Source organism: Agrobacterium pusense, assembly GCF_013285525.1.
GTDB classification, from domain to species: domain Bacteria; phylum Pseudomonadota; class Alphaproteobacteria; order Rhizobiales; family Rhizobiaceae; genus Agrobacterium; species Agrobacterium pusense.
Genome location: NZ_CP053857.1, coordinates 927,329 through 953,014, shown reverse-complemented (window position 1 = coordinate 953,014; position 25,686 = coordinate 927,329). Strand labels below are relative to the sequence as shown.

Below are 25,686 nucleotides of genomic sequence, written 5' to 3'. Positions count from 1 at the left end.
TTGGAATACGCGACTGTTTATCGCTTATCGCTCGGCCGGTATCCAGTGGGACCCGACAATGGGTACTGATTTCCACGAAAGGAAAGCATATGGATAGGACATTCACCGCCGGATTTGTCATCTCCCCGGAGCCAACAACTTTCATCGTCAATGTCATTCATGCCCATCCGGGCAAGCAGGATGAAGCGTTTCAAATCATTCAGGACGCGGTCCACTACGTGGCAGAACGAAAGCCCGGATTTCTGTGGAGCAATCTTGCCAAGAGCACTGACGGGCTGACCGTGGTCAATATCGAAGCAATTCAGGGGGCGGGCAACGTAGACGAATTCTTTTCAGATCCGGTTTTCGTTGAAAAATTCCGTAAGCTCGACACCGTCTCTACCAGTGAATTCCATACATACTCTGTCGGCGATCTCGTTTTGCCCAAATTGGGCAAGACGGGCTGACACCATGTCACGTTCGTTCCCGGACAACCGCAAAACGGCCGCAGGATCAGACGGCAATCGATTGCCGATGGCGGCGCTGCTTGCCCTTGCCACGGCTGGCTTCATCACCATTTTGACGGAGGCCCTGCCAGCAGGGCTTCTTCCACAAATGAGCGTGGACCTTGGCGTCAGCCCCTCCGTTATCGGCCAACTCGTCACGGTTTACGCCATAGGGTCTCTGGTGGCGGCCATTCCGCTCACCGCAGCCACCCAGCGGTTTCGCCGCAAACCACTTCTCCTCTGCGCCATTGCCGGTTTTGCCGTTGCCAATACGATAACATCCGTCACGGACAGTTTTGGCATCCTGCTGCTGGCGCGATTTTTTGCCGGCGTATCCGCAGGACTGCTTTGGGCGACGGTTGCCGGTTACGCGGCGCGCATGGTTCCGGATGAGCTCAAGGGGCGCGCCATTGCTGTCGCGATGGTCGGTACGCCGCTGGCCCTTTCATTGGGTATTCCCGCCGGTACGCTGATAGGGTCCGAGATCGGTTGGCGAAGTACATTTTCGGCCATGACCGCGTTGACCGTGGTTTTGATCGGCTGGGTGTTGGTGAAGGTGCCCGATTATCCGGGCACCACGATCAACGAACGGATCACGATCAGCGGAGCGTTGGCAACAGGTGGGATCAAGTCTGTCTTGATGGTGACGTTGCTGTTCGTCCTGGCGCACAACATCCTCTATACCTACATCGCCCCGCTCGTGGCTCCTGCGGAATTAACTCAGAAGCTCGACGTTGTTCTGCTGTTGTTCGGGGTAACGGCCATCGCAGGGATTGGTATTGTCGGCTATCTGATCGGGCGCTGGCTGCGCGAACTTGTGCTAGCAAGCATCACGCTCTTCGCTGGCGCCGCCTTGACCGTCGGCCTCGGAGGAAACGTGCCTGAACTCTTCTGGCTGGCAACCGGTGTATGGGGATTGGCCTTCGGTGGCGCAGCCACACTGTTTCAGACCGCTGCCGCCAAAACCTCGGGAAAGGCGTCGGAGGTTGCGCAAGCCATGATCGTGACCGCCTGGAACCTTGCGATTGCGGGCGGCGGCGTCATTGGTGGCCTGTTGCTCGAACACTCCGGCATCAACTGGCTCGCCTGGTCGGTTTTGGCGCTACTGTCTCTCGCTTTTGTTATTACTTACCTGGAAAAGGAGAGGGCATTTCCGTCGAAGCAATCTACTTGATGTCAGATTTGAGCCGAATGCGGACATGATTTCCGCAGACGGCTCACGTCTGTCATCGCGAGCGCCTCGGACCAATTTCACGGCGCCTCGCCTGATGCCTGTCGCCATCGTTGCAGCTCAGCAAGTGTAAAGCGCGGCGTTATGTGCTGGGGGCAGTTCCAGTCGAAAGCTTCCACGCCGATGAGGACAAGACGTTCCACCCGAGCGGAATAGTCTGGCATGGTCAGCCTCTCCGCCAGCGACGGATCATCAGCTGCGTCGATGATGCGGATTCGGCCAAAGATTTTCAGGCGTTGCCGGTGCGCGTAGTCCATCAGGAACAGTGACACGCGGTCATTTGCCGTCACATTACCTGTCGTAATGTATTGCCGGTTGCCGCGAAAATCTCCAAAGCCCAGGAGTGCCGGCTCGAGAACGGTGAGAAAACCGGCTGGTCCGCCCCTGTACTGGACGTAAGGCCAGCCCGTTTCCGAGACGCTGGCGAGATAAAAACCGTCACGCTCCCCAATGAAGCCTGCCTCTGCGGGGCCAAGGCGCTGGCTCCGGGTCGTTTCATCCACGCCACCGCGCGCGGCAATCCGCGCCCATTGCTCCGCGCTTCCATACTTATCCTGCGCGGCCGCGACGGAAGGAGTCGTGGCAATATCGAGATATCTGCTCATTTTCCATCTGCCTTTCCAGAGGCCTGAACCGGCCTCAGTCTTGCAAAGCCCAGTCCGCAACCTGCCAGCGGATTTGTCCCCGATCGGCAACGACGTGGCCCAGCCCCGGAAACGGCATGTGCGTCGCCGCTATGAGTGTGCCTTCCGAAGCAGCGCGGGGAAAGAAGCGGTCGCGCATTGCCTTGGCCGCTGCCCGGTCCTGTTCGAACAGAAAGAACACGTCCGTCGCTGCCGGATGTACGACCGGGAAGATCATGTCTGAAACCATAATAAGGCTCTTTCCCTCATCTTCCACGCGAACACCGATATGGCCGGGGGTATGGCCGCTCAGGTCGACAATCGAGACGCCCCGCACGATTTCGCGCTCCCCGTCGATCGCCTGAAGTCTGGGGTAGAGACGCACGACCTCTTCCGCCATCTGAAAGCTGGTCTGAAGGTAATCCGGCGCGCCACTACGCTTGGCCGGGTCGGTCCAATGCTTGACGTCGCGCCGATCGATATAGACTTCCGCGTTCGGATAGTTGTTCCTGCCGCCTGCGATCAGGCCGCCCATGTGGTCCTGATGCATGTGCGTCACGATCACCGCGTCAATCTGATCAAGCCGCAGACCGAGCCTGGCAAGCGCCTGCGGCAGGTTGCCGGTTTGCCCGATAGAGCCCGCTGCGCCGGCATCAATCAGGATGCGGCGTTGGCCGTCATCGACGAGATACTGATTGAACAGAAATCGCACTCCGCTTGGCCTGGCGGTGAACTGGGCGGCAGCCGCCTGTTCCACCTCGGCCGGATCCCGCCCCGGGAAAAAGTTGTAGGGCATATCCGCATAACCATCCGTCAGCGCCGTCACCGTAAAGCGGCCGATGCGGATCTGCGCCAGCGGGGTTACGCTGGCCAACGTCGCGACCGGTTCCGGCGTTGCGGCGATGGCCTGCGCACTATGGACCAGTCCTCCCGCGAGGAGGCCAAAAGGAAGGGCGCTTGCAAAGGCACGACGCGAAAGATCGGGCATGATGTCTTTCTCCTTATTGTGGCAATGGGGAAGATCCCCGACATCATGAAAGCTAGGATATCCAAAACCGATAGGGTATCCTACGATTTCAGGAGACTACCTCTCAATTTATGGAAGGATGGAATGGATCGGTTCGAAGCGATGTCGGTGCTGCTCGCGGTGGTCGATGCCGGCAGCCTTTCGGCCGGCGCACGGCGATTGCAGGCGCCGCTCGCCACGGTCAGCCGTAAGGTCGCCGACCTCGAAAAGCATCTTGGTGCCCGTCTGGTGCTGCGTACCCGCCGCGGCCTGACCTTGACGGAGGAAGGGCGAAATTACGTCGCCGCTTCCCGGCGTATTCTGGGGGAACTGGACGCGGCTGAGCGGCAGGCGAGCGGCGATTACGGCGCGCTGCGCGGAGGGCTGCATATGACCGCTCCGATCGCGTTCGGGGAGCGCCACGTTCTGCCCATAGTGCTCGAATTCCTGAAGGAGCAACCCGAAATCGACATGCGGCTGACGCTGACGGACCGCCAGATAAGTCTGGCGGATGAACCCGTTGACGTGGCGCTGCGTATCGGCCACCTGGCCGACAGCGCGCTGATCGCAACCCGTGTCGGTTCGGTCCGTCGAGTCGTCTGCGCCAGTCCTGACTATATCGCCCGGCGAGGCGTTCCGCTTGATCCCGATGACCTCGCCCGGCACGACGGTATAAGCTTCCAGGGCTTCGCGACCGCGCCCGAAGTTCGTTACCGCCGCGACGGGACGGCCTTCAATGTCGAACCCCGCCCCAGGCTTGCGGTCAACACGACAGAGGCCGCAATTCAGGCAGCCATGTCCGGTATTGGTATCATCCGGGTGCTCTCCTACCAGGTCGCCGATCGACTGCGTTCCGGCGCCTTACAGGAAATTTTGACCGAGTTCGCACCTGAACCGCTGCCTGTTAATGTCATTCATGGGCCGGCCGAGCCCTTGTCGATGAAAGTGCGGTGCTTTCTCGACTGGCTCACACCTCGCCTGCGCGAGCGGATGGCTCAATGAGTTCCGCTCTGGACCCACGGCCGATTTGCTTCATTTCTGCAGCCAACCGAGCGGAAGGTCGCCTGCCTCATGTCGTCGGAGGCGTCCGCGCAGTCAGTTTATTTCCATCGGGATCGCGAAGATATGCGACGAAAGCCCCGTTCGGCCGCGCCGTCGGCGGGCTCTCGATTGCCGTGCCGCCATGCGCGACGCCGGCGGCATGCCAGGCTAAAACATGTTCGGGGGTCGCCGCCGCAATACCGATCGTTCCGCCATTGGCAGCAGTCGCCGGCTTGCCATCGATCGGTTTCGTGATCATGAGCCGCCCACCCTCATGGGCGTAAATCAGCCGGCCTCTTGCATCCATTTCGCCGGGCTTGCCGCCCAGTGCGACAAAGACGGCATCGTAGAATTTCCTGGCCCGCTCCAGGTCGTTGCTGCCGATCATGACGTGGGTGAACATGTTTTATCTCCTCTCAGGTGTGGCGGTGCTTTCTGACGTTTAGCGGTCGAAATTTCCCAGATATCGGGCAGGTGATGTACCAAGCGCCTTCTTGAACATGGTTATGAACGCAGACACGGATTGATATCCAAGATCGCCCGAAACCTGCTGCACCGTTGCCCCCGCGGCAAGGCTTCGGATAGCGACAATCACCTGCAATTGTTGTCGCCAGCGGCCGAAGGTCAGACCCGTCTCGTTTTGGACGAGGCGGGCAAGCGAATTCTCGCTCATCGCCATTCGTTTTGCCCATTGTGCCATCGTACTACGGTCGGATGGATCTTCCGCCAGTTCCGATGCAATGCGTGCAAGCCGGGGCTCATCCGTCAGCGGCAGATGAAGATGCTCAACCGGCATCCGCGACAAGGCCGACAGAAGCAGCGTTGCCATGACTTCCGAGTCAGCAGTCGCCACAGCGGACTGGTCGGCCATCTCGATGATCAACTCTTTGACGAGCGGGGACAGGGAAAGCGTGCAGCACCGGTTCGGCAGATCGGCGGCCCCCGGCTCGATGAACAGGAAGAACAAACGCGCGTTGGCGGTCGCCACATTGCTGTGACGCATGCCTCCTGGAACCCAGACGCCACAATGAGGCGGAACCATCCACATGCCGCTTGGGACGCGACATGTCACGCCTCCCCGCAGGGGCATAACAAGCTGGCCCTTGCGGTGCTGGTGTTCCGGAGCCTCGCGTTCGTTCTGCGACACGTCGATCCTCACAGCGCGAACGCGCGACGAGGAGCTTTCGAGATCATGGTCGGCGAGGGCACCGGACAGGGATATAGGCGTCTGGTGGTATTTAGTGATCATTAGAGAGAATATCTAAATTCTTCTTTCGGTTTTGTCGATAGGGTCATCCGGAAAGATGCTGGAGAAGAAGATTATGGCACTTCAAAAATACGACGACCGGTGGTGGTCGGATATTATCCGGACTGAAATTCGTCTTCCCCTGAAAGGACCTCGCAGGTTCTGCGTCCTTCTCCCGTTACGACCGGGAGCAAGGTTGGCCCGCGCTACGGTGCTGAAAAGGATGACAGACGGGCTCGTTTCGAAGGCCCGAGCGCTCGTTGCCCGCCATCCACCGGCCATGTCGACCGGTGTGTCCGCCGACCCGGCCGAAGCCTATCTGCACGCCTGCCTCGCCGTACCCTTCTTTTGTTATGTGTCGCCAGCGACTTATGGCCTCGCAGAAGAGATCACCAGTAATAAACAAGGCATCGAGCGCAGCGCCCCCGGGCCGGAGGATGCGGTGTGAGCAGCCGGCCAGTTGTCACCACCGGGAACGTCATCTTTTCGCTGAAATCATTCCTTGCGGCCTTGCTGGCATATCTTGTTGCCATTAGCTTCGATTTGAACCGACCGTCCTGGGCAGTTGCAACCGTCTATATTGTCGCTCATCCCCTCTCCGGTGCGATATCGTCGAAATCGGTATATCGGCTTCTGGGCACGGTCATCGGCGGCGGTGCGACGATCCTCATGGTCCCGAACCTGGTGAACGAACCGATATTGCTTTCCGGCGCGATCATCGTGTGGGTCTCCGGGTGTACCTTTGTCAGTCTTCTTGATCGCACACCACGCAGTTATGTTTTCCTGTTAGCCGGCTATACCGTTCTTCTCGCAGGACTGCCGCTCGTCAACGCCCCGGCAAACACCTTCAACATTGTCGTTTCCCGCACCGAAGAGATCGGGCTCGCGGTCATATGCGCATCGATTGTCAGCCACGTCGTTTTTCCGGTTCACGTGGGGACAGCGCTTCTCAACCGGATCGATGGATGGATGGCCAGGGCGCAGAAGCTTTTCGAAGCCACAGCAACCGGCAAAATGGACGAAACCCAAAATCGGATGGAACGCCACGCCCTGGCGGGGGAGGCGGCCGATCTGCGGTCGTTCGCGGTGCATCTTCAGTATGACGGATCCAGATACCGAAGCAGAGTGGCGCTGGTGAAGTCGCTGCAGCACCGAATGGTTTCCTTCCTGCCCCTACTGAGCGAACTGGAGGATTTGCGACGATCGCTGGGGAGGTTGGACCCTGCCGGCCGGGAAAAGGCATTAGCGATAGTCGCGGAAGCGGATTCGCGTCCGGGAGGCTCCTTCTCCACGATCGATGCGCTGGCCTTCCCCGCCTCGCTGCCGACATGGGAAAAACTCCTCCTTGTCAATTTCGCCCGAGACTTGCGGACTGTTTCTCGGCTCTCTGACGAGTGCCTTACTCTTCGAAAATCCATTGAAGATGAAAACGGAGCAAGAGGCGCCCGCGCGCCCGACAGAGCGCCCGCACCGCATCGCGACATCGGAATGGCGTGGCTGTCGTCGGTGGCGGTTGCAGTATGCCTCGTAACATCGCTCTTCTTCTGGATTGCCACCGGCTGGTCCGACGGAGTTACCTTCGCCCAGATATCCGGTGTCCTTTGCTGCCTCCTTGCCACCATGGACGACCCGGTTCCTGCCATGCGCAAGTTTGTTAATGTGACGATCGGTGCAGCCATTGCGGCATTCGTCTACGGCTTTGCAGTTCTTCCGGTAATCGACGGGTTTGCATCGCTCTCTGCTGCTTTGGGGTTGTTTCTGATACCGGCGGGCATATGTCTTGCAGTGCCTTCACTCGCCATTGTCGGCATGGGGCTTTGCATAAACTTTCCCCTTTTTCTCACCCTTCAGGCATATCCCGCGACAGATTTCGGCACATTCGTGAATGCCGCGGGGGCGACCATACTCGCAATGGTCTGGACGATCACGGTTTGCGGTCTCTTTCGATCCGTGCGAGTTGAGACAAATGCGAGAAGGCTTCTTTCTGTTGTCCGGAAACATGTCGCGAACGTCGCCGTTGGTAAACAGACCGACGTTCTCGCCGCCCATTATCGCATGATTGACGTATCCGGCCTGTTCGCCTCAAGACTGGCGAAACTGCCTCCGGTGTCGGAGGTCGGCGGCTATGATCCGTTAAGGGATATCCGGGCAGGGCTGCATCTGATTGCAATGCAGGAGCTTTTACCCAAGGTTTCGAACGGTATTCACCTTGCTGCACAACCGGTCTTTCAGGCGGTCACAATTCTATACCGCGGCCGTGCCGTTAAAGGTGGAGAAATCCTGGAAAGCGCCGTCCGGGCGCTGGATGATCTGATTCTCTCTCCTGCGGCCATCACCGTGATGGATGACGAACTTCTGCTGCGCGCCGCTGCTCTTCGCCTGTGCATTGCTCCGGACGCTGACGCGCCAGTTCCCCATATACCCGGGCGGTGGAGGAAAGCCGCTTGAAGGAACAGGTCGATCTCTATGGCATTTTTCTGCCCTCGTTCGCAGCGCTCGCACTGTTTGCGTATGCAGGATTTCGTCTTCTCACATCACTTCTCGAAAAGATGGGGTTTTACCGGATGGTCTGGCACCGCTCCCTGTTCAACCTTGCGCTTTACATTACCCTTGTCGGCGGATTTTCTGCCGCTATCGACTGGTTTCCATGATCATGAAAAATCTGACGTTTACTGCGGGTCGAGTGCTTCTCACCTTCTCCATGACGGGATGCGCTGCGGTGCTGGGCTGGCACCTATGGTCTTTCTACATGGAGGCACCATGGACGCGTGATGCCCATGTCCGGGCGGATATCATTCGATTGGCACCAGATGTTTCCGGGCCTGTCGCCAAGGTTCTGGTGTCGGACAATGCACAGGTGGAGAAAGGAACGCCGCTGTTTCGCATCGAAACAGATCGCTTCGAGCTCGCGCTGCGCGAGGCAGAAGCGCAGGTAACAGCGACGAGGGCGGCGGCGGAGTTGGCGAAAACCGATTTCGAACGGTATCAACTGCTTGCGTCAAAGGAGGCGGCAAGCCTCAAGGAGCGTCAATACGCCGAAAGCCGGATGTATCAGGCAGAGGCCGCCTATCAATCTGCGCTGGTTGCCCGGGATCTGGCAAGGCTCAACCTTGAGCGCACAACGGTCAGGGCACCGGCATCCGGTGCAATCACCAACTTTTCCCTGCGCAGGGGTAACTATGTCGTTTCCGGCAACGCCGTGGGAGCCCTGGTGGAAGAAGAATCCGTCTATGTCGCAGGATATTTTGAAGAAACGAAGCTCCCCCGGATCCACATTGGTGATCCGGTAACGATCAGTATCATGGGCGAAGCCCAGTCGGTCACCGGACGTGTTGCAGGCATTGCCGCGGGCATTGAAGATCGGGAGCGAAGCGATAATGCGGGTTCTCTGGCAAGCGTCGCCCCGACATTCTCATGGGTCCGACTTGCCCAGAGAATCCCCGTGCGGATCGAGATCGATGACGCCCCAAAGACGGTTCGGCTCGTTGCGGGAAGGACCGCAACCGTTTCGATCGAGCAGAGGAGTAACCAGGCGGCACTTCGTCATCCATCACCCTCCGCAATCGCACCCTGATCGCTACCGAAGCCGGGTTTTGAGGGGCCCGCGGTTCCAAGCCACGGCAGGCCGAGATGGAACCACTGGTGGCAGAGACCGTTCGTTCCATGATCCAGGGGGAGCGCGATGTTTGAAAATTTCAGGCTGGAAATGATCAATGTCCCGGAAACGACGCTCCGGGTTCGCCATGGCGGCAAGGGCCCGCCGCTTCTTCTGCTTCACGGACATCCGAGAACACACACAACCTGGTACAAGGTGGCTCCCATTCTGGCCGACAAGTTCACGGTTGTTTGCCCCGATCTGCGAGGTTTTGGCAAGTCTGGCAAGCCGTCTGACCCCTATGATCATGAAGCGTCGTCAAAGCGGGCCAAGGCTCGTGACTGTGTTGCGCTCATGGAACATCTCGGTTTCGACCGGTTCTTTCTGGCCGGCCACGACCGTGGAAGTTACACGGCATTTCGCACCGCGATGGACCACCCGGCAAGAGTCGAGAAGCTCGCGATCCTCGACGGTGTTCCGATCCTCGAAGCGCTGGAGCGGTGCAATCTTCGCTTTGCACAGCGATGGTGGCACTGGTTCTTCTTTGCTCAACACGACAAACCCGAGCGGGCCATCCTTGCCGATCCCTTGGCATGGTATGGCGGGAGCGAGGCTTCGATGGGAAAAGAAAACTTCGCGGACTTCCGCTCGTCCGTCGAAGACCCCAGGACTGTTCAGGGCATGCTGGGTGATTATCGCGCGGGTATCCACATAGACCATCTCCACGATCTTGATGATCGAAATTGCGGAAGAAAGCTGACATGCCCACTTCATGTCCTTTGGTCGCTGCAGGACGATCTGGAAATGTTGTACGGAGATGTCCTGTCGGTATGGCAGCCCTGGTCAACCCTTCCCGTTTCGGGTCGGGGGAATAGACAGCGGACATCACATGGCAGAAGAGGCTCCAGCGGAACTGGCGCGTGAGCTCATCTCGTTTTTCACCGAATGAGGCTGTCGATTTCGTCCGCCCCTTGCTGTGTAAGCGATGGGCATCGTCGCCGGATTTTACCGCCCCGCAGTCGAACACCCGAGACCATAGAGTTGCACCTCTTCCATTCGATCAGGACCGCGACCTCAATCCGGAACGGAGCAGCAACATAAAGGCGGGCGCACCTATAATTGCGGTGATGATGCCCGCCGGAAGTTCGAGTGGCGCGATAATGCTGCGACCGATCGTGTCGGCGAAAGCGAGCATCACAGCGCCGAGCGCCATCGCGACAGGAAGGCTTTTGGCATGGCGCGCCCCGGTAAGGAGCCGAGCCGCGTGGGGCGCGAGCAAGCCAACGAAACTGACGGCTCCGATGGAGGAAACGGCGATTGCCACCGCGACGGCGGCATAGAGCATCGCGTATTTGCTCGCATCTGCGGTCGCGAGGCCCAGTGAGCGAGCTTTTTCGTCCCCAAGTAAAAACGCATCAAGATGACGGCTGAACAACAGGCCGATGGCCGACAGGGCGAAGACCCATGGCATCAGTACGACCGCGTCGGCGTAGCCACGGGCGTGCGTCGAGCCGATGAGCCATGAAAGTGCCTGAGCCGTTTGCAGGCGAGCCTCCACGACGATGATTGTTGCGGCCGCGCCCAGGCTTGCTGCGATTGCGACACCGGCCAGAACGAATTTCTCAGGAGAATATTTCGGCGCCAGCAACCGGAGCAGCAAGAGCACGGTGATGGCCCCGGCCAGAGCGACCGCCTGAAAAGTTGGCGTTGCGGGTGCAAATCCCAACAGGAGCGCGACGAGGCTAAACAGCGCTGCTCCCTGTGTAAGGCCCAGCGTCTCCGGCCCACACAGCGGATTGCGCGTCACCGCCTGAAGGACGGTGCCGGCAGCAGCCAGCAATGCACCACAGCCAAGTGCCACAAGAAGGCGAGGCGCGCGCAGGTCGAGGTTTCCCGTCACCTCGGCAATCGTCAGTGACAGCCCGTCGCCTGTCGCGAGACTTGCCGCGATGGCTATCAGGCCCAAGGCGGCAAGCGCTACCGCGGCAAGGGGCAGGGGCGGGGGCGCTATCCCTATGGGCAAGCCGATTCGGCGCTCCCCCCCGATCTTTGCCTTCCGGAGCAGGAGCAGCATGGCCGGTGCACCAAGGCAAGCAACCGTAACGCCTGTGGGTATGCTCGTGCCATTGCGCGCGAGGCACTGCGTGACGACATCTGCGAGGAGCAGGGTGTTTGCTCCCCAAACCATCGAAAGCGGCAAATGGCGATGATGCCGAATTATACCCAATGCGCGCAAAACATTCGGAACTGCAAGGCCGATGAAGCCAATCGGCCCTGCGAGGGTAACGGCGGCGCCGCAGAGAAGAACGCCGACGAGCAGACCGAAAAGTGTGACGGCCCGTGTCACCCCGAGACTGGCCGAGGCCTGACTTCCCAGTCCCAGCAAGTCCAGGGCGCGCGCCATCACCATGAGCATCAGGAAAGACAGGAGCACCAAGGGGATCGCCGTGGTGATCCTGGCCCATCCGGTCTGGTCCAGGATACCGGAGGACCAGAGCAACAGACCGGACGCCCGTTCGTCAGCGAGAAGCACGATGACCGATGATATGGCGGAAAAACAAAGTGATACGGCGACACCCGAAAGAGCCAGCCGGCCGGGCGCGGCTTGAAAGCCGCCTGCCAGCGCTAGACATGCAGCTGCGCCGGCGAGGCCGCCTGCGCTTGTCGCAATGATGGGTGGCAGAGCCAAGGGCAGCAACAAGGTCGATACGACGAGGAAAAGCTGCGCGCCGCTGGTAACGGACAGTATATCCGGAGCCGCCAAAGGGTTTCGCAAGACGGTCTGGAGAACCGAACCTGCCAGCGCTAGGGCGGCGCCAGTTGATATTGCTGCGACCATACGCGGCGCCCGGGTCGTTTCCAGAATTGCCTGCGCGAGTGTTTCCGGGGCTGTCGGAAAAAGAAACACGTCCCTCCAGCCCACCAGACTGCTCCCCACTCTGAGTTCCAGCGCCGCCAGGAGCAGCAAAAGGATCACGCCAACGGGCCAGACAAGGGATGGAGCCAATCGATGAAGGGCGAGGCGAGACAAAGTCATGGTTGAGCCGAAGCCGGGCGGTTTTGCCGATTGCCGGTGCCGACCCAGTCAACCATGCAATAGGTTCGCCCGCTTCCGTCGGGATGTGGAACGAGATCGACGTGGCACTCAAAGGCCTGCCGCAGCAGGTCAGCCCGAAGCACCTTGTGTGTCGGCCCAGCCGCGAGAACCTGACCCTTCTGCATCAGGACGACGTCATCGGCGACATCCATAACCTGATTGAGATCGTGAAGTACCGCGATGATCGTGAGCCCTTCCTCCGAGTTGAGTTTGCGCAGGAGTGTCAGCAGCTCGGCCTGATGTCTGATGTCGAGAAAGCTCGTGGGTTCATCAAGAAAGAGGACACGCGGTTCCTGCGCCAGAGCCATGGCCAGCCAGGCGCGCTGCCTTTCACCGCCGGAGAGGGTCGTGAGTTGACGCGCACGTAAGTCCTGGAGGCCGACGCGAAAGATGGCGCTTTCGATAATTCCGCGGTCCCGTGTCGACAGGCGTCCCAGCCAGGGGCGATGAGGATAACGGCCTTGTTCAACGAGTTCCTCGACGCTCAGACCGATCGGAACCTCCGGCGTCTGGCTCATGACGGCAACCTGACGGGCGACGGCGCGCCGTGACAAAGCGTTGAGTTGCTGCCCGGCCAGGTGGACCTCGCCCTCTGTCGGTTGTTCGAGCCCGGCGAGGCATTTGAGCAGCGTGCTTTTCCCGGAACCGTTCGCGCCGCATATGACGGTAATACGGCCTTCGAATGCGATTGAATCGACCTGCCGAAGCGCTTGAGCCTGATCATAGACGACGCTGAGACCAATCGCCTGAGCGGCGATTGTCTGCGTCTTCTGTTTGCTTGCGAGCCCCGTCATCCGGCAGCCTCGCGCATGGCTTTGCGCAGAGAGGACAGGCTGCGATAACCGACGTCTGCGGCTGCCTCTTCCAGACGCGCTCCCTCCGCCTGCCGGCGCATGACATGCGCCATGCGCAAGCGACGCCGCCATTCGGCGAAACTCATGCCCGTCTGAATTCGGAATTTCCGGGTCATGGTGCGCCGGCTCATGCCGAGATTGTCTGCCCAGCGGTCAATATCAAGATCGAGCGATGGGGTTTCGGAAAGATCCCGACACAGCCGCTGCAATCGCTTGTCACTTGGCATTGGAAGCGCAAACGGGCCTTCCTCCGCATTGGCAATTTCTTCGAGTATCAGAGCTGCCAGATGTCCGCCGCGGCCATTTTCGTCATAAAGAGTTGGTTCCTTCAGGAACGCTCCAACCGTGGCCGAAAGGAGCGTCGAGGTCGAGATAACACGTGGCGGCTCCCACGGCATGGCGATCCCCGGTTCCGGCTCGATATAGACCGACTGCATGGAAACCCGCCCGTGCGAATGGACGGCATGTGGTATCTCGGGCGTTATCAGCAAACCGTAACCACAGGGGATGATGAATGAGGTGTCGGGGGTGCGGGCGGTCATGAAGCCGTCGATGATCTGGAGCAATTGCCCTCGGCGATGGCTGTGCCAGCCAAAATCGACGCTTTGCTCGTAGGTCCGCGCCATGGCAGCGACAGGCCGCGGCACATTTTGAAGATCGGCTGCCCTTTGCGGCTGTTTCATCGTGTTTCCAGGCAATGGGATTCCCAACGGGGGCCTTGCGGCCGCATCCAACGGGAAGAGCCATAGTCGCGTCGCGTCTGTATTTCAAAAGGAAAAATTGGCCCGATGGAGCAGAATAATATCATTTAGCAGGATCAGGCCACAAAATGGCCCGCAAGAGCTCGATTTTGACCTGACAATGCTGATAAAAAAAGTCTAGTTAAGCGGCCAAGCGTGCGGGAAAGGAAAATCACTGCGGACAGTCCGGAGTAGCCCTTACGCAGTATTCCTATCACAGGTCCTCGAATGCAGAACACCCACCTTCGCCTTCGCACATCAACCTGCCACGTCACCAGACAGCAGCTCCTGTTTCTGGTGTCAGGCGTTGCGTTGGGAGCGCTTGTCCTCCAGCCGGGAAGGGTTGAGGCGCAAGAGGCAAATGGGTCCACCGTGCTTGAGCCAATCGTCGTACAGGGAAAGACGGGCGTCAAAGGGGCGCGTGTCGAACAGCGTGGCTACGTTGCGACGCAATCGGCTTCGGCCACCAAGACTACGACGGCGATTGCCGAGACGCCGCAATCCGTCTCCGTGATCACCCGGGGCGCGATGACGGATCGAGCCGTGCAGACGGTGGCGGACAGCCTGCTCTATAGCGCGAACGTCAACGGCCAACGCTACGGTAACGACCCCCGTTCGGATTACTTCAGCATTCGCGGCTTTAGCGCCGATCTCTATCTCGACGGCTTGCGCGTGCCGCAGATTGCGAACCAGACCGGTGGCTATGCCGGCTTTCGAGTGGAACCCTACTTCCTTAATCGCGTGGAAGTGCTGCGCGGACCAAGTTCGGCGCTTTTTGGACAAACGAATGTCGGCGGCGTCGTCAACATGATCAGCAAGGATCCGTCAGAGACGGCTGGCGGAGAAGTCTACGCGCGCTTCGGAAGTTATAATCTGAAGGAAGCAGGGTTTGACGTCACGGGCCCTGTCGGTGCGGATTCAAATCTTACCTATCGCCTGGAAGGCATTATCCGCGACAGCGAAACAATGAATGATTTCGGCAAGAACGACCGTTTCGCCATCAGCCCGACGGTCAGGTGGTCGCCGGATGAAGATACCAGTCTCACGGTTTATGGCGCCTATATGAAGGATGACGCCGGCCAGGTGCCCTCGCTTATTCCAGCACTCGGGAGCATCTATCCCAATCGTCTCGGTTTGACGATACCGCGCAGCTTTTCGGACGGCGATCCCTCGTTGGCGATTTACGACAAGGAAACGGCCTACATTGGATATCGGCTCGAACACGCAATTAGCGACGATCTCGTTCTACGCCAGAATTTCCGGTACTCATATCTGGACGTCAATTATCAAAACCTTTTCGGCAACGGCCTTTCCGCCAACCAGCGCACGCTTTCACGCCTCGTTTACAATGCGCAGCCAACGCTCAACGCCGTGGCGCTGGATACCAATCTTGAGTACAAGTTCGACAGTGGGCCAATCAGCCATACGCTTCTCGGCGGTATCGACGTGCAGTGGCAAAACCTTGTGAACAGGACAGGATCACGCAGTGGCCCCACACTCGACCTGTTCAATCCGGTCTACGGCATTGGCGTACAGCCGGCAGCACTGACGACACGTCTTGATCAGACGCAGCGTCAGGTCGGTTTTTATCTCCAGGATCAAATGGAACTCGGCGGGCTTCGACTGACGGTTGGCGGCCGCCAGGACCATGTCAGCAACGATTCCGACAGCACCACGCTTGCCAGCGGTCTTACCACCCGATACCGGCAGGACGATAGTGCCTTCACCGGTAGGGTCGGTGCCGCTTATGTCCTTGATAGCGGTCTTGTGCCCTACGCGCTTTACTCCACGTCCTTCTCCCCGGTGCTGACATTGGCGCCAACGCCGCTGAAGCCAACCAAAGGCGAGCTGAAGGAAATGGGCGTGAAATTTGCGCCACAGGGCGAGGACTTCAGCCTTACTCTTTCCGGCTTCGAGGCGACGCAGCAGAATGTCGTCAACCGTGTTGCAGGCGTTTATTACCAGACTGACGAGGTGCGCGTCCGTGGGATCGAACTGGAGGCCAACGCCACCCTCTGGGACAGTCTCAATGTTACTGCGGCGGCGAGCTGGCAGGATCCTGTGGTAACCGAGAGCCAGACGCCCACCCAGATCGGGAAAATGCCGTATACCGTTCCAAAGCAGCAGCAGTCGCTGTTCGTGAGTTATGATCTGCCGATGCCGGACAGCTGGAACGGCAAGCTGACAGTCGGTGGTGGTGTCCGTCGCATCGGCAAGACTGCCGGGGATACGGCGAACTCATTCTTCGTTCCCGGTTATACGCTGGTCGATGCCTTTGCCCGTTACGAACATGATCGCTATTCGTTCCAGCTCAACGGCTACAATCTTGGAGACAAGACCTACGTCGCCGGTTGCAACACCACCACGCAGTGCTATTACGGGCAGGGTTTGACTGTTGTCGGAACAGTGAGCGTGAAGTGGTAGCGGGTATAGGCAGACGATCGTTCTTGAGTGGCGCGGTGGCTTTGATTGCGGCGCCAGGGTCGCTTGCCGCCTCAGGACCCTCACGCCTGGTCACGCTCGATTGGACTGCTACCGAGATTGCGCTTTCCCTTGGAATATCGCCGGCTGGATGCGCGGAAATCTCCGGGTACAGAACATGGGTCGATGTCGCAAATGAAGGCCTTGCCGATGCCATCGACGTGGGACGGCGACAGCAGCCCAGCCTCGAGGCGGTCCGCAAGCTGCAGCCTGACCTTATCTTGACGTCGCGGTATCGGCACGCGTCCATCGCTCATGCGCTCAGTGAGATCGCTCCGGTTCATCTGATCGATGATCAGGAAAATGGCGGTGACATGCTGGCGAGCGTCTATCAGAGCGCCCGTCAGGCGGGCGCAGCGCTTTCGCGATCGGATGACGTCGCAAGGCTCCTCGGACGTTTCGATGATGAGATCGAAAACCTGAAATCGCGCCATGCCGGGCAGGTGGCAGGCCGCAAGCTGGTCGTGGCGCAACCGTTGCCGGGCGTTCCTCGGTTGCGCGTCTTTGCGCCCAACGCCGCAATTTCCGGCCTTCTCAGGAAGATCGGTTTTGCCGATGGCATTGAAATGTCACCGCAACCTTTCGGTTTTACGACAATCGATCTTGAAGGAATTGCCTCCCTTGGGAGCGACAGCACCTTGTTCATCCTTGGCGAGACCGTTCCGGCTGATCTTCTCAATGCTTCGCTCTGGCCTATGTTGCCGGTCGTAGCGCAAGGAAATGTCCGTTTGACCGGCATGCCATCCTGGCCATTCGGCTCCACGGCCTCACTGCAGCATCTGGCTCGCCAGATTGTCACCCGGTTCGTTTAGGCTGGCGGGAGCGTATGCGACGGTCGGAGGTTCTTGGCGAATTACTGCGGCAGTCGGCACATTCGCAGTGGCGGTATTGCTTCCGGCGCAGGCGGCCCGCCGATCTGGCTTTCACTGAATTGCTGGAGCCCGATTGTCTTTTGGCGGTCCTTAAGAGTTACGGTCGCCGCCACGGGTCGAACGCGCCCATTGCCGCCGTTGCCGGTGAGTGGTCAAAGCGGTACTTCGCAAGGGTGATGAGACCGATTGCCACCGCAGCCATGTTACTGGATTGGCGGGTACCGCTGACACCGGCAGACTTGAGCATCGAAATAAGCGGTGAAGGGGAGGTGGTTTCGCTCGGCCTGACTGATTTTGGCCACCCGGTCCGAGCGAGGTCCGCAGAGGACCGTTTCGATTTTCTGATCAGGGGCAATATCGAAGCAGTTATCCGAGCTGTGTCCGAGGTGAGCGGGCTGTCTCGCAACGTCCTTTGGTCAAATGCCGGCAACCTGTTCGAAGGTATCGCCCGCGGTTACGCCGTGGATAATGATTGCCCTGGTGCAGGCGTCGCGGATGCATTGGCACTGCTTGAACTGCCTCAGATGGCAGATGGCTCACGTAACCCGCTTTTCAGACCTATCCTTTACCCTGGAAGCGATGGCCAGCCGGAGCGGCTCCGCCGCGTCTGTTGTATCCGATATCTTATCGACGGACTGGATTACTGCAAGACGTGCCCGTGCCCGGGGCGGCACTGTTCTTCGGGAAAAAATTAAGGCCTGCCGAAAGCACATAGCGAGCCCCCTTTCAGCAAATTTGCAGGATCTCAAACAACCGAAACGACGGGGCGCTGGCTCACGGCACCACGCAGCGCCCCTGTCGACCAAACTGGCGCGCCATGGTACGGTTGCGATCTGTCGGGTAGGTAACGGCAAGTTGAGGATCAATCCGGGACGCCGTCGCGGCCGATCTTCCGGCCTTCCTTCGGACGTATCGACCGAAGATGGCCCGGACGGGCAAGGGAACTGTCAACTGGGCATCAGCCGGGCGCCGCGGCATGCCGATTTAGCTTAGGGGGATCTGAATGCTCATTTTTCTCGCAATGCTGATAGGGCTTGTCGCCGGTCTGCGCACCATGACTGCCCCCGCCGCACTCTCCTGGGGCGCTTATTTCGGGTGGATCGATATTTCTCCAAGCGTTCTCTCCTTCATGGGCTCGCTCTGGGCCGCGGCGATTTTGACTGTGCTTGCCATCGTGGAACTGATTGCCGACCAGCTTCCCGGCACGCCCTCACGCAAGGTACCCGTTCAATTCGGAGCACGGGTTATAATGGGCGCTCTCAGCGGTGCGACGGTCGCCGCAACTGCAGGAATGGTGGTTCCCGGGCTTCTCGCGGGGGTCATCGGCGCTGTCGTCGGAACCTTCGGCGGTGCATCCGGCCGCGCTAATCTCGCCAGGCATTTCGGCCGCGACCTTCCCGCCGCCCTGATCGAGGATGCGGTCGCCATCCTACTCGCACTGATCGTCGTGGTGTCCGTGTCATGAGGGAGTATGACGCGATCTTCATCGGGGCCGGTCAGGCCGGACCATTCCTCGCCGCTCGCATGGCGGCGATGGGCCGCAAGGTGGGCCTGATCGAACGCAAATATCTCGGCGGCACCTGTGTCAACGCCGGGTGCATGCCGACCAAGGCATTGGTCGCCAGCGCCAAGACCGCGGAGGTTGCGCGGCGCGCATCCGAATTCGGCGTCACCATCAGTGGTGAGCCGATAGTGAACATGCCGGCCGTAGCGGCCCGCGCCAGGAAGGTGACCCTTGATGCGAGAAACGGTTTGGCATCCTGGTTTGACAGTCTCGAGACGATGGATGTGATCCACGGCCAGGCCAAATTCGTCGGTGCGAAGGCCGTGTCCGTGGACGGGACAGACTATACTGCGCCGCAGATTTTTATAAATGTCGGCGCGCGGCCGCACATCCCCGACATTCCTGGCCTTGAGGACGTGCCGTTCCTCACGAGCACATCGGTGATCGCGCTCGAGAAATTGCCGAAACATCTGATTGTTCTCGGCGGCAGTTACATCGGACTGGAATTCGCCCAGATGTATCGGCGCTTCGGCGCCGAGGTGACGGTCATTGAGCGTGGGCAGCAACTGGCGCCCAGGGAGGATACTGATATCTCGCAAGCCATTGCGGAGATTCTGAGTAGGGATGGCATCGAGGTTCTTTTGAACCGCAGACTCCTGTCCTTCACCAAGGAAGATGTGGGCGTCGTCGTGCGGACCGATCAGGGCGAAGTCAGTGGGAGCCATGTCCTGATCGCGCTCGGACGGCGGCCGAACACGGATGATCTCGGTCTGGATCTTGCTGGCATCGAGACTGATCAACGCGGCTTCATCACGGTGGATGAGCGCTTGCAGACCACCGCAGAAGGCATTTGGGCCCTTGGTGACTGCAACGGGCGAGGCGCATTCACGCATACGTCCTACAATGATTTCGAGATCGTCGCGGCAAACCTCCTTGATGGCGGCAATCGAAAAGTGTCAGACCGTACCCTCGGTTACGGCCTCTACATTGATCCGCCGCTCGGACGCGTTGGCATGACGGAGCGTCAGGCGAAGGAGGCCGGTCACCGGATCAAGGTCTCGACCCGACCGATGAGCCGCGTCGGCCGGGCCGTCGAGAAAGGTGAAACGCTTGGCCTCATGAAACTCGTCGCCGACGCCGAAACCGACCGGATACTCGGTGCCGCTTTCCTGGGGGTCGGAGGTGACGAGGCGATCTATGGCGTGCTCGACGCCATCAACCTGGGGGCCACAACTGAAGAACTGCGCTGGGCGGTGCCAATCCATCCAACGGTCGGAGAGCTGGTGCCGACACTGATCGGCGACCTCAGGGAAACCTGACCCCAGCCGGCCCGGCGAGGAGCGCAAAGGCTTTTCCGGATCGATAAGGCGACTGTCGCTCGTTTCGTTGGTGCAACGTCGGCCTTCTGACGTCTATGGCGCCGCCGTTTCGCTGGACGAGGGTGACGATCTTACTATCGGGCTGGGCCTTTCGACCGACTACCAGAACAGAGACCCGGACGCTCGAAACTGCCGGCCGGTGATCGTGAGGTCGGATTCTCGCTGGATTACCGCTTCGATGAGTTCTTCCCTGTTTACAACGCGCGAATAGGTTTTCGCCTTCGATAGGTTCGCATGGCGGGCAATTTCTTCAAGCGTGAGGATGGGATCGGCCATTTAACTCACAACGCAGGATGCTTACAAAAAGAGCGCCGGTAAAGCCGACGCTCTTTTTGTGCTTAGGCCAGGTGATGCGGCTTGGTCATTCCGTAGATGGGCGTCTCGATGCCCACCTGGCGGGCTTTCAACTGCAGCGACAGATATTGGGAGTAATGGCGTGACTGATGCAGGTTGCCGCCGTGAAACCACAAGGCTTCCTGCTGTGTCGGTTTCCACATGTTGCGCTGCTCGCCTTCCCAGGGGCCCGGATCCTTGGTGGTGTTGGAGCCGAGGCCCCAGCATTTTCCGACCTTGTCCGCCACGTCGCGCGAGATGAGATCGGCGGCCCAGCCGTTCATTGAACCGTAGCCGGTGGCGTAGACCACGAGGTCCGCCGGCAGCTCCGTCCCATCCTTCAGGATGACCGCGTTCTCTGTCAGATGCGAGACGTCGACGCCAGACTTCAGTTTGATCGAACCGTCGATGACCAGATCGCAGGCCCCCACGTCGATGTAATATCCCGATCCCCTCCGCAGGTATTTCATGAACAGGCCCGAATCGTCGTCGCCGAAGTCGAGCATGAAACCGGCCTTTTCGAGCGCTTGGTAGAACTCGGCATCCCTTTCCCGAATCCTGTTGTAGATCGGGATTTGGAACTCATGCATGATCCGGTAGGGCAGGGACGCAAAGATCAGGTCGGCCTTGCGCGTCGTCATGCCGCCCTGAACCGCCCGCTCGGAATAAAGATCGCCAAGGCCGATCTCCATCAGCGAGTCCGACTTGACGATATGGGTCGACGAGCGCTGCAGCATGGTGACATCGGCGCCGGCTTCCCAGAGCGCTGCGCAGATATCGTGGGCCGAGTTGTTGGAGCCAATGACGACCACCTTCCTGCCGGCATAGGCATCCGGACCCGGATGCTGGGAAGAATGCTGCTGCTCGCCCTTGAAGATGTCCTGACCGGGGAATTTCGGCACATTGGCCTTGCCCGACATGCCGGTTGCCAGCACGAGCTGCTTCGGCTTGAGGACGACCTCTCTGCCGTCGCGATCGACGACGACGGTCCATTCGCCGGTCTTCTCGTCGTATTGGGCGGATTTGCAGGTCGTGGAGCCCCAGTAATTCAGTTCCATCACCTTGGTGTACATTTCCAGCCAGTCGCCCACCTTGTCTTTTGGGGTGAATACCGGCCAGTTTTCCGGGAAGGGAATGTAAGGAAGGTGATCGTACCAAACAGGGTCGTGCAGGCAGAGTGACTTGTAGCGCTTGCGCCAGCTGTCACCGGGCCGCTCGTTCTTCTCTATGATGATCGTCGGAACGCCGAGCTGGCGAAGGCGTGCGCCGAGCGCGATGCCGCCTTGGCCGCCACCGATGATGACGACATAGGGCTGGGACGTGTAACCGAGTTCCGCCGCCTCGCTTTCTCGCTTTTCCTTCCAGGTCGTGCGGTTTCTGTCATGGCCGTGCTCCGCCCCCATCGGGCGGCGGAAGCCCTTCGGCTCCTCATGGCCCTTCAGTTCGGTCATGGTGGTCAAGAGGGTCCAGATCAGACCATCCTTCAAACGGATATGGCCATAGCCGCGGGCAACCCCCGTTTCGAATTCGAACCAGCCTTCGGTAACGCCGCCCGCTTCGGAAGCGGCCTCCCTGGTGTCCTGCACAAAGTTGGACGGTTTGGTTGCGGCAAGCTGGCTGGAAAGCATGTCGCGGACCTGCTCGCGGCCTTCGAGGGTCTTCAGGTTCCAGGTAAAGGTCACCAGATCTCGCCAGTAACAATCCGCCTGAAACAGGTTGGCGGCGGCGTCCACGTCGCCTTTCGCCAGCGCTCCTTCGAGCTTCGCAAGGGCCGTGTCAATCTTGGTTCCGGGGCTGATATCGAGCATTTATTCTCCTCCATGATTGCTTGGTGATGGTCACGGAACGCCGCTGCCGGGCGTTCCGTCAAAGCCTCCAAACCGCCGCCATCAGGGCTCCTCTCCCTTCAGGCCTTGGCCGAGATGCTCATTTCGAGAGATCGATCAGGATCTTCAGGTGGGTGCCAGCCGGATCGAGGAGGGCGTCGAAACCCTCTTTTACGGCCGTTTCAAGCGTGACGCGCTTGGTGACAATCTTCGTCGCCGGCAGGAGGCCGGATGAGATCAGGCTGATCACACGCGGCCAGTAATGGGTCGGATAGGCCCACGAGCCTTTGACCTCGAGATCGCGGAACGTGACCTGGAACCAGTCGATCGGATTCTCATGCGGATGCAGGCCTGTCTGAACGACGACGCCCTGCTTGCGCACAGCATCCACGCATGCCTTCAGGGCGGCTTCGTTGCCGACGCATTCGATCGCGACGTCACATCCCATTTGGCCCTCGGTCTGTGCGCGGACGACATCGCCAACCTTCTCGCGCTTCGGATTGATGGCGACAAGGTCGGGCAGGACTTTCTTGGCAAGCTCGAGGCGGGCATCGTTCAGGTCAGAGACGAACAGCTTGGTGGCGCCGGCCGCTCGGGCCGCCAGCAGCGTCAGCATGCCGATCGGGCCGGCACCCGTAACGAGAACGCTGTTACCGGCGGTGACGCCGCCACGGTCGCAGGCGTAGACGGCAACTGCCGTCGGCTCGACGAGCGCGGCCTCTTCATCGGTCATCTCGTCTGGGATCTTCTGGACATTATATTCGTGAACGAGCGCGGCTTCAGCCATGCCCCCGCCATTCCAGCTGAGACCCACGAGTGCGAGTTGCGGGCTGAGATGGAAAAGGCCGCGGTCGGCGAAGTAGTCGCCGGAGCGCGGCATGACGAGAGGCTGGATCGAGACGCGGTCGCCGATGGCGACCGAGGTCACGCCTTCACCGATGGCTTCGACAACGCCACCGAACTCGTGGCCGAGGACCTGCGGGCCGTGGGCGCCGGTAAACGGATGCGGCTCGGTCGGGATGAAGATCGGGCCATAGCTGTATTCGTGAAGATCTGTTCCGCAAATTCCGACGAAGCGGTTGCGGACGATGACCTGACCCGGTCCCGCCTGTTTCGGCTCGGGAATGTCCTCGAGCCGCAAGTCCTTTGCGGCGTGAAATCTGAGGGCGCGCATGTTTCCTCCTTAAGGCTGCTTTTCATGCCATCAGGAGGAGCAACCGCCGTGCCAGCCGAGCCGACCGTCGAGAGGGCTGGAAATCACAGCGTTTTCAGGGAGGGTGACGACGATTGCGCCACAGCTGTGGCGCAACAGGTGTGGTGGATGCCGCAATGAATGGCTCAGTGCGGACGCTCTATGCCGAACCGTCTCATCCGGCGATGGAGCGTCGTGCGATCGACACCAAGACGGCGGGCCGCTTCGGAGACGTTGCCCTTGCAACTCGTGAGGACGGCACGCAGGTCTGCTTCGACGCTGCCGCCGATGCGCACGCTGGCAGGCTGCGACAAATGATCCGGCAGGTCCGTGATCTCGATCACACCATCGTCGCACAGCGCTGCGGCAAAGGCGATGGCATTGTCGAGTTCGCGGATATTGCCTGGCCAGCGATGGTTGAGAAGCAGCAGCCTCGCTGTGCCCGACAGCGTAAGGCGGCCGTCCTTCGTATTGTGTTTATGGAGCAGCTGCTCGAGGAGCCACGGCAGATCCTCGCGTTCATGGAGCGGCTGTAGCGACAGGATGGCGGCGTTGAGCCGATAATAGAGGTCTTCGCGGAACCCGCCTGCCGCGACCATGTTGGCCAGCGATCGATGCGAAGCGGAGACGACACGGAAACCGACCTTGCGCGCGACCGAGCCGCCGACGGGAAGCACCTCGCCCTCGGCGAGAACCCTGAGCAACCGGCTCTGAGCGGCATAGGACATGTCGCCGATCTCGTCGAGGAACAGCGTTCCGCCCTCGGCCTCCTCGACCAACCCCTTTTTCCCCTTGGCCAGCGCCCCGGTAAAAGCCCCCGGGACATAACCGAAAAGTTCGCTCTCGATCAGCTGCTCCGGAATGGCGGCGCAATTGACTGCCACGAAGCGGCCAGAAAGCCCGCTCATCTCATGAATGATGCGGGCGAGATATTCCTTGCCCGTCCCGGTCTCTCCCTGCAGCAATATCGGCAGTCTGCTGGGTGCAAGTTTGACTACCTTGCGCCTGAGGTCGTCGATCGCCGGCACATTACCGCCGAGCCTGTTGATCGCCGGCGATCGGCCGGAAGTGCGGGCAGGCGGCACGTTGCCTGTGCGTTGCTGCGGTTCTATGGCATGGGCAAAGAGCAGCGAGCCGTCGCGAACGGCGATCCGCCGTTCCTGGGGCAGGCTGGCGCGGGTCAGCGAGGCCAACTCGTCGAGCCCCGCATGGAAGAAGTCCGTAACGGGCTGACCGATCAGAAGCTCGGGCGTGTGCCAGTCGAGACCGCGCGACGCGGCAAGAAGCCGGGCGCCGCCGTGAGTCATGCCGGTGATGCGCCCCGCACCGTCTACGGATATCGCCGCTTCCGGATCGACGTCGAGAAACTCCGGCGCTCCCGCAAAGCGCAGGACCAGATCGTGACGGCTGTTTGCCATGAGATTGGCAAGCTCGATCCGCCGCACCGTCGACGAGACGAGATGACGCGCCATGTTCTGGCTGGCTTTCAGGATTGGCGAACTCAGGAGTGAAATGTCGAGAACGGCCGCCAATGATCCTTGCGTATCATAGATTGGAGCTGCCGTGCAGGACAGGGGCGTGTGGGTGATGTCAAAATGGTCGGTCTGGTGGATCGTCAGGGCCTCGCCCGTGGCAATGCAGGCGCCCACCGCGCAGGTGCCCGCCCGGGGCTCGGACCACTCGGAACCGAGATAGAGCCCCGCTTTGCGCAGATTGTTGTTGAAGGAGGGGTCACCCAGGAATTCAACGGTGACACCAAGCCGATCCGACAACAGCAACACGTAATTCTGTTCGGCAACCTGCCGGTAGAGCCGCTCCAGGCCGGAGCGGGCGATGTGTACCAGATCTTCCGCCTGCTGACGGTGTTCCCGCAGCCGTGTTTCCGAAACGATCACTGCCTCGCGCGCCTGCGCCGGATCGAGCTGGTAGGCGTCCAGACAGCGCCGCCAGGACTCCAGGACAACGGTGTCGCGGCCCGTGTTGGTTCCCTGTCCGACCCGCTCGATTTCCTTGACGTGATCCGTAAAACCCATCAATCACCGGCCCTCGAAGGCCGCCTCCCGTGATCTGCCACAATAACATAGCCGCAATTGTTCAGTGTGACTAATGCTTCGGCGAATGCCGGACATCATTTGGAACCTCGATCTCCGCGCGGGACGGAATGAATGATTTCCGTGGCGC

Annotated in this window: 23 protein-coding genes and 1 pseudogene; 13 read left to right on the top strand and 11 right to left on the bottom strand. The window is 59.9% G+C overall.

Translation table 11 applies throughout. The annotated features are described in order from the left end of the window. The first annotated feature begins 89 nt into the window (after nucleotides 1-89). Nucleotides 90-446, top strand: a complete 357-nt coding sequence (locus tag HQN82_RS17985) for an antibiotic biosynthesis monooxygenase (protein ID WP_173615449.1) — start codon at nucleotides 90-92, stop codon at nucleotides 444-446. A gap of 67 nt (nucleotides 447-513) precedes the next feature. After that, nucleotides 514-1,659: an MFS transporter gene (locus tag HQN82_RS17980; protein ID WP_234904913.1), complete on the top strand. Its 1,146-nt coding sequence runs from the start codon at nucleotides 514-516 to the stop codon at nucleotides 1,657-1,659. Between the two features lie 77 nt (nucleotides 1,660-1,736). On the opposite strand, the gene HQN82_RS17975 is transcribed toward HQN82_RS17980, so the two are convergent. Next, nucleotides 1,737-2,321 (bottom strand): pyridoxamine 5'-phosphate oxidase family protein, encoded by a 585-nt coding sequence (locus HQN82_RS17975; RefSeq protein ID WP_022563190.1) that lies wholly within the window; start codon nucleotides 2,319-2,321, stop codon nucleotides 1,737-1,739. Between the two features lie 34 nt (nucleotides 2,322-2,355). After that, a complete protein-coding gene (locus tag HQN82_RS17970; RefSeq protein ID WP_173615447.1) occupies nucleotides 2,356-3,327 on the bottom strand; it encodes an MBL fold metallo-hydrolase in 972 nt (323 codons plus the stop codon). 123 nt (nucleotides 3,328-3,450) lie between these two features. Here HQN82_RS17970 and HQN82_RS17965 point away from each other — a divergent pair, with 123 nt between their 5' ends. Next, nucleotides 3,451-4,347 carry a LysR family transcriptional regulator gene (locus tag HQN82_RS17965; RefSeq protein ID WP_173615446.1) on the top strand — a complete coding sequence of 299 codons (897 nt, stop codon included), beginning with the start codon at nucleotides 3,451-3,453 and terminating at the stop codon, nucleotides 4,345-4,347. A gap of 67 nt (nucleotides 4,348-4,414) precedes the next feature. Here HQN82_RS17965 and HQN82_RS17960 read toward each other — a convergent pair whose 3' ends face one another. Further along, nucleotides 4,415-4,789: a VOC family protein gene (locus tag HQN82_RS17960; RefSeq protein WP_173615445.1), complete on the bottom strand. Its 375-nt coding sequence runs from the start codon at nucleotides 4,787-4,789 to the stop codon at nucleotides 4,415-4,417. 39 nt (nucleotides 4,790-4,828) lie between these two features. After that, nucleotides 4,829-5,635, bottom strand: a complete 807-nt coding sequence (locus HQN82_RS17955) for an AraC family transcriptional regulator (protein WP_173615444.1) — start codon at nucleotides 5,633-5,635, stop codon at nucleotides 4,829-4,831. Nucleotides 5,636-5,690: 55 nt separating this feature from the next. Here HQN82_RS17955 and HQN82_RS17950 point away from each other — a divergent pair, with 55 nt between their 5' ends. The 5 genes and pseudogenes from HQN82_RS17950 (at nucleotide 5,691) to HQN82_RS17930 (ending at nucleotide 10,176) form a co-directional block, all read left to right on the top strand. Continuing rightward, nucleotides 5,691-6,080 carry a hypothetical protein gene (locus HQN82_RS17950; protein WP_223215997.1) on the top strand — a complete coding sequence of 130 codons (390 nt, stop codon included), beginning with the start codon at nucleotides 5,691-5,693 and terminating at the stop codon, nucleotides 6,078-6,080. Beyond that, the gene (locus tag HQN82_RS17945) at nucleotides 6,077-8,080 is read left to right on the top strand and encodes an FUSC family protein (protein WP_173615443.1); all 2,004 of its coding nucleotides are present in this window, start codon (nucleotides 6,077-6,079) and stop codon (nucleotides 8,078-8,080) included. The genes HQN82_RS17950 and HQN82_RS17945 overlap by 4 nt, the downstream gene beginning before the upstream one ends. Further along, complete coding sequence (locus HQN82_RS17940; RefSeq protein WP_004446037.1) at nucleotides 8,077-8,283, top strand: DUF1656 domain-containing protein; 207 nt, start codon at nucleotides 8,077-8,079, stop codon at nucleotides 8,281-8,283. Before HQN82_RS17945 ends, HQN82_RS17940 begins: the two co-directional genes overlap by 4 nt. 2 nt (nucleotides 8,284-8,285) lie before the next feature. Next, nucleotides 8,286-9,206: an efflux RND transporter periplasmic adaptor subunit gene (locus HQN82_RS17935; protein ID WP_173615442.1), complete on the top strand. Its 921-nt coding sequence runs from the start codon at nucleotides 8,286-8,288 to the stop codon at nucleotides 9,204-9,206. Nucleotides 9,207-9,314: 108 nt separating this feature from the next. After that, a pseudogene (locus HQN82_RS17930) lies at nucleotides 9,315-10,176 on the top strand (alpha/beta fold hydrolase). A 111-nt stretch (nucleotides 10,177-10,287) separates the two neighbouring features. Here the strand turns inward: HQN82_RS17930 and HQN82_RS17925 are convergent. From HQN82_RS17925 to HQN82_RS17915, 3 genes are read right to left on the bottom strand one after another with little or no spacing between them, the layout of a single operon-like run. Further along, nucleotides 10,288-12,264, bottom strand: a complete 1,977-nt coding sequence (locus HQN82_RS17925; protein WP_173615441.1) for an iron ABC transporter permease — start codon at nucleotides 12,262-12,264, stop codon at nucleotides 10,288-10,290. Continuing rightward, nucleotides 12,261-13,118, bottom strand: coding sequence for an ABC transporter ATP-binding protein (locus tag HQN82_RS17920; protein WP_173615440.1), 858 nt, complete (start codon nucleotides 13,116-13,118; stop codon nucleotides 12,261-12,263). The genes HQN82_RS17925 and HQN82_RS17920 overlap by 4 nt, the downstream gene beginning before the upstream one ends. Next, nucleotides 13,115-13,861: an AraC family transcriptional regulator gene (locus HQN82_RS17915; protein ID WP_006697854.1), complete on the bottom strand. Its 747-nt coding sequence runs from the start codon at nucleotides 13,859-13,861 to the stop codon at nucleotides 13,115-13,117. Before HQN82_RS17915 ends, HQN82_RS17920 begins: the two co-directional genes overlap by 4 nt. A 285-nt stretch (nucleotides 13,862-14,146) precedes the next feature. Between HQN82_RS17915 and HQN82_RS17910 the strand changes: the two genes are divergently transcribed. The 5 genes from HQN82_RS17910 to HQN82_RS17890 all read left to right on the top strand — a co-directional run bounded on the left by HQN82_RS17910 (nucleotide 14,147) and on the right by HQN82_RS17890 (nucleotide 20,094). After that, nucleotides 14,147-16,342 carry a TonB-dependent siderophore receptor gene (locus tag HQN82_RS17910; protein WP_173615439.1) on the top strand — a complete coding sequence of 732 codons (2,196 nt, stop codon included), beginning with the start codon at nucleotides 14,147-14,149 and terminating at the stop codon, nucleotides 16,340-16,342. Nucleotides 16,343-16,377: 35 nt separating this feature from the next. Continuing rightward, nucleotides 16,378-17,211, top strand: coding sequence for an ABC transporter substrate-binding protein (locus tag HQN82_RS17905; protein ID WP_234904911.1), 834 nt, complete (start codon nucleotides 16,378-16,380; stop codon nucleotides 17,209-17,211). Between the two features lie 14 nt (nucleotides 17,212-17,225). Then, nucleotides 17,226-17,966 carry a siderophore-iron reductase FhuF gene (gene fhuF / locus HQN82_RS17900; RefSeq protein ID WP_173615437.1) on the top strand — a complete coding sequence of 247 codons (741 nt, stop codon included), beginning with the start codon at nucleotides 17,226-17,228 and terminating at the stop codon, nucleotides 17,964-17,966. A gap of 308 nt (nucleotides 17,967-18,274) precedes the next feature. Further along, nucleotides 18,275-18,736: a DUF4126 family protein gene (locus tag HQN82_RS17895; protein ID WP_173615436.1), complete on the top strand. Its 462-nt coding sequence runs from the start codon at nucleotides 18,275-18,277 to the stop codon at nucleotides 18,734-18,736. Then, nucleotides 18,733-20,094, top strand: coding sequence for an FAD-containing oxidoreductase (locus tag HQN82_RS17890; RefSeq protein ID WP_173615435.1), 1,362 nt, complete (start codon nucleotides 18,733-18,735; stop codon nucleotides 20,092-20,094). The genes HQN82_RS17895 and HQN82_RS17890 overlap by 4 nt, the downstream gene beginning before the upstream one ends. A 159-nt stretch (nucleotides 20,095-20,253) precedes the next feature. Here the strand turns inward: HQN82_RS17890 and HQN82_RS17885 are convergent, their stop codons facing one another. The 4 genes from HQN82_RS17885 to HQN82_RS17870 all read right to left on the bottom strand — a co-directional run bounded on the left by HQN82_RS17885 (nucleotide 20,254) and on the right by HQN82_RS17870 (nucleotide 25,538). Next, on the bottom strand, nucleotides 20,254-20,430 hold the full coding sequence (locus tag HQN82_RS17885) for a hypothetical protein (RefSeq protein ID WP_173615434.1): 177 nt from the start codon (nucleotides 20,428-20,430) through the stop codon (nucleotides 20,254-20,256). Nucleotides 20,431-20,492: 62 nt separating this feature from the next. Next, a complete protein-coding gene (locus HQN82_RS17880) occupies nucleotides 20,493-22,295 on the bottom strand; it encodes an NAD(P)/FAD-dependent oxidoreductase (protein ID WP_173615433.1) in 1,803 nt (600 codons plus the stop codon). Nucleotides 22,296-22,413: 118 nt separating this feature from the next. Continuing rightward, the gene (locus tag HQN82_RS17875; protein WP_173615432.1) at nucleotides 22,414-23,487 is read right to left on the bottom strand and encodes a 2,3-butanediol dehydrogenase; all 1,074 of its coding nucleotides are present in this window, start codon (nucleotides 23,485-23,487) and stop codon (nucleotides 22,414-22,416) included. Nucleotides 23,488-23,651: 164 nt separating this feature from the next. Continuing rightward, nucleotides 23,652-25,538 (bottom strand): sigma-54-dependent Fis family transcriptional regulator, encoded by a 1,887-nt coding sequence (locus tag HQN82_RS17870; protein ID WP_173615431.1) that lies wholly within the window; start codon nucleotides 25,536-25,538, stop codon nucleotides 23,652-23,654. Nucleotides 25,539-25,686: the final 148 nt, after the last annotated feature.

Coding starts and splice junctions, on each gene's coding strand:
- HQN82_RS17985 (WP_173615449.1), top strand. CDS start 90: ATGGATAGGACATTCACCGCCGGATTTGTCATCTCCCCGGAGCCAACA.
- HQN82_RS17980 (WP_234904913.1), top strand. CDS start 514: ATGGCGGCGCTGCTTGCCCTTGCCACGGCTGGCTTCATCACCATTTTG.
- HQN82_RS17975 (WP_022563190.1), bottom strand. CDS start 2,321: ATGAGCAGATATCTCGATATTGCCACGACTCCTTCCGTCGCGGCCGCG.
- HQN82_RS17970 (WP_173615447.1), bottom strand. CDS start 3,327: ATGCCCGATCTTTCGCGTCGTGCCTTTGCAAGCGCCCTTCCTTTTGGC.
- HQN82_RS17965 (WP_173615446.1), top strand. CDS start 3,451: ATGGATCGGTTCGAAGCGATGTCGGTGCTGCTCGCGGTGGTCGATGCC.
- HQN82_RS17960 (WP_173615445.1), bottom strand. CDS start 4,789: ATGTTCACCCACGTCATGATCGGCAGCAACGACCTGGAGCGGGCCAGG.
- HQN82_RS17955 (WP_173615444.1), bottom strand. CDS start 5,635: ATGATCACTAAATACCACCAGACGCCTATATCCCTGTCCGGTGCCCTC.
- HQN82_RS17950 (WP_223215997.1), top strand. CDS start 5,691: ATGCTGGAGAAGAAGATTATGGCACTTCAAAAATACGACGACCGGTGG.
- HQN82_RS17935 (WP_173615442.1), top strand. CDS start 8,286: ATGAAAAATCTGACGTTTACTGCGGGTCGAGTGCTTCTCACCTTCTCC.
- HQN82_RS17925 (WP_173615441.1), bottom strand. CDS start 12,264: ATGACTTTGTCTCGCCTCGCCCTTCATCGATTGGCTCCATCCCTTGTC.
- HQN82_RS17920 (WP_173615440.1), bottom strand. CDS start 13,118: ATGACGGGGCTCGCAAGCAAACAGAAGACGCAGACAATCGCCGCTCAG.
- HQN82_RS17915 (WP_006697854.1), bottom strand. CDS start 13,861: ATGAAACAGCCGCAAAGGGCAGCCGATCTTCAAAATGTGCCGCGGCCT.
- HQN82_RS17910 (WP_173615439.1), top strand. CDS start 14,147: ATGCAGAACACCCACCTTCGCCTTCGCACATCAACCTGCCACGTCACC.
- fhuF (WP_173615437.1), top strand. CDS start 17,226: ATGCGACGGTCGGAGGTTCTTGGCGAATTACTGCGGCAGTCGGCACAT.
- HQN82_RS17895 (WP_173615436.1), top strand. CDS start 18,275: ATGCTCATTTTTCTCGCAATGCTGATAGGGCTTGTCGCCGGTCTGCGC.
- HQN82_RS17890 (WP_173615435.1), top strand. CDS start 18,733: ATGAGGGAGTATGACGCGATCTTCATCGGGGCCGGTCAGGCCGGACCA.
- HQN82_RS17885 (WP_173615434.1), bottom strand. CDS start 20,430: ATGGCCGATCCCATCCTCACGCTTGAAGAAATTGCCCGCCATGCGAAC.
- HQN82_RS17880 (WP_173615433.1), bottom strand. CDS start 22,295: ATGCTCGATATCAGCCCCGGAACCAAGATTGACACGGCCCTTGCGAAG.
- HQN82_RS17875 (WP_173615432.1), bottom strand. CDS start 23,487: ATGCGCGCCCTCAGATTTCACGCCGCAAAGGACTTGCGGCTCGAGGAC.
- HQN82_RS17870 (WP_173615431.1), bottom strand. CDS start 25,538: ATGGGTTTTACGGATCACGTCAAGGAAATCGAGCGGGTCGGACAGGGA.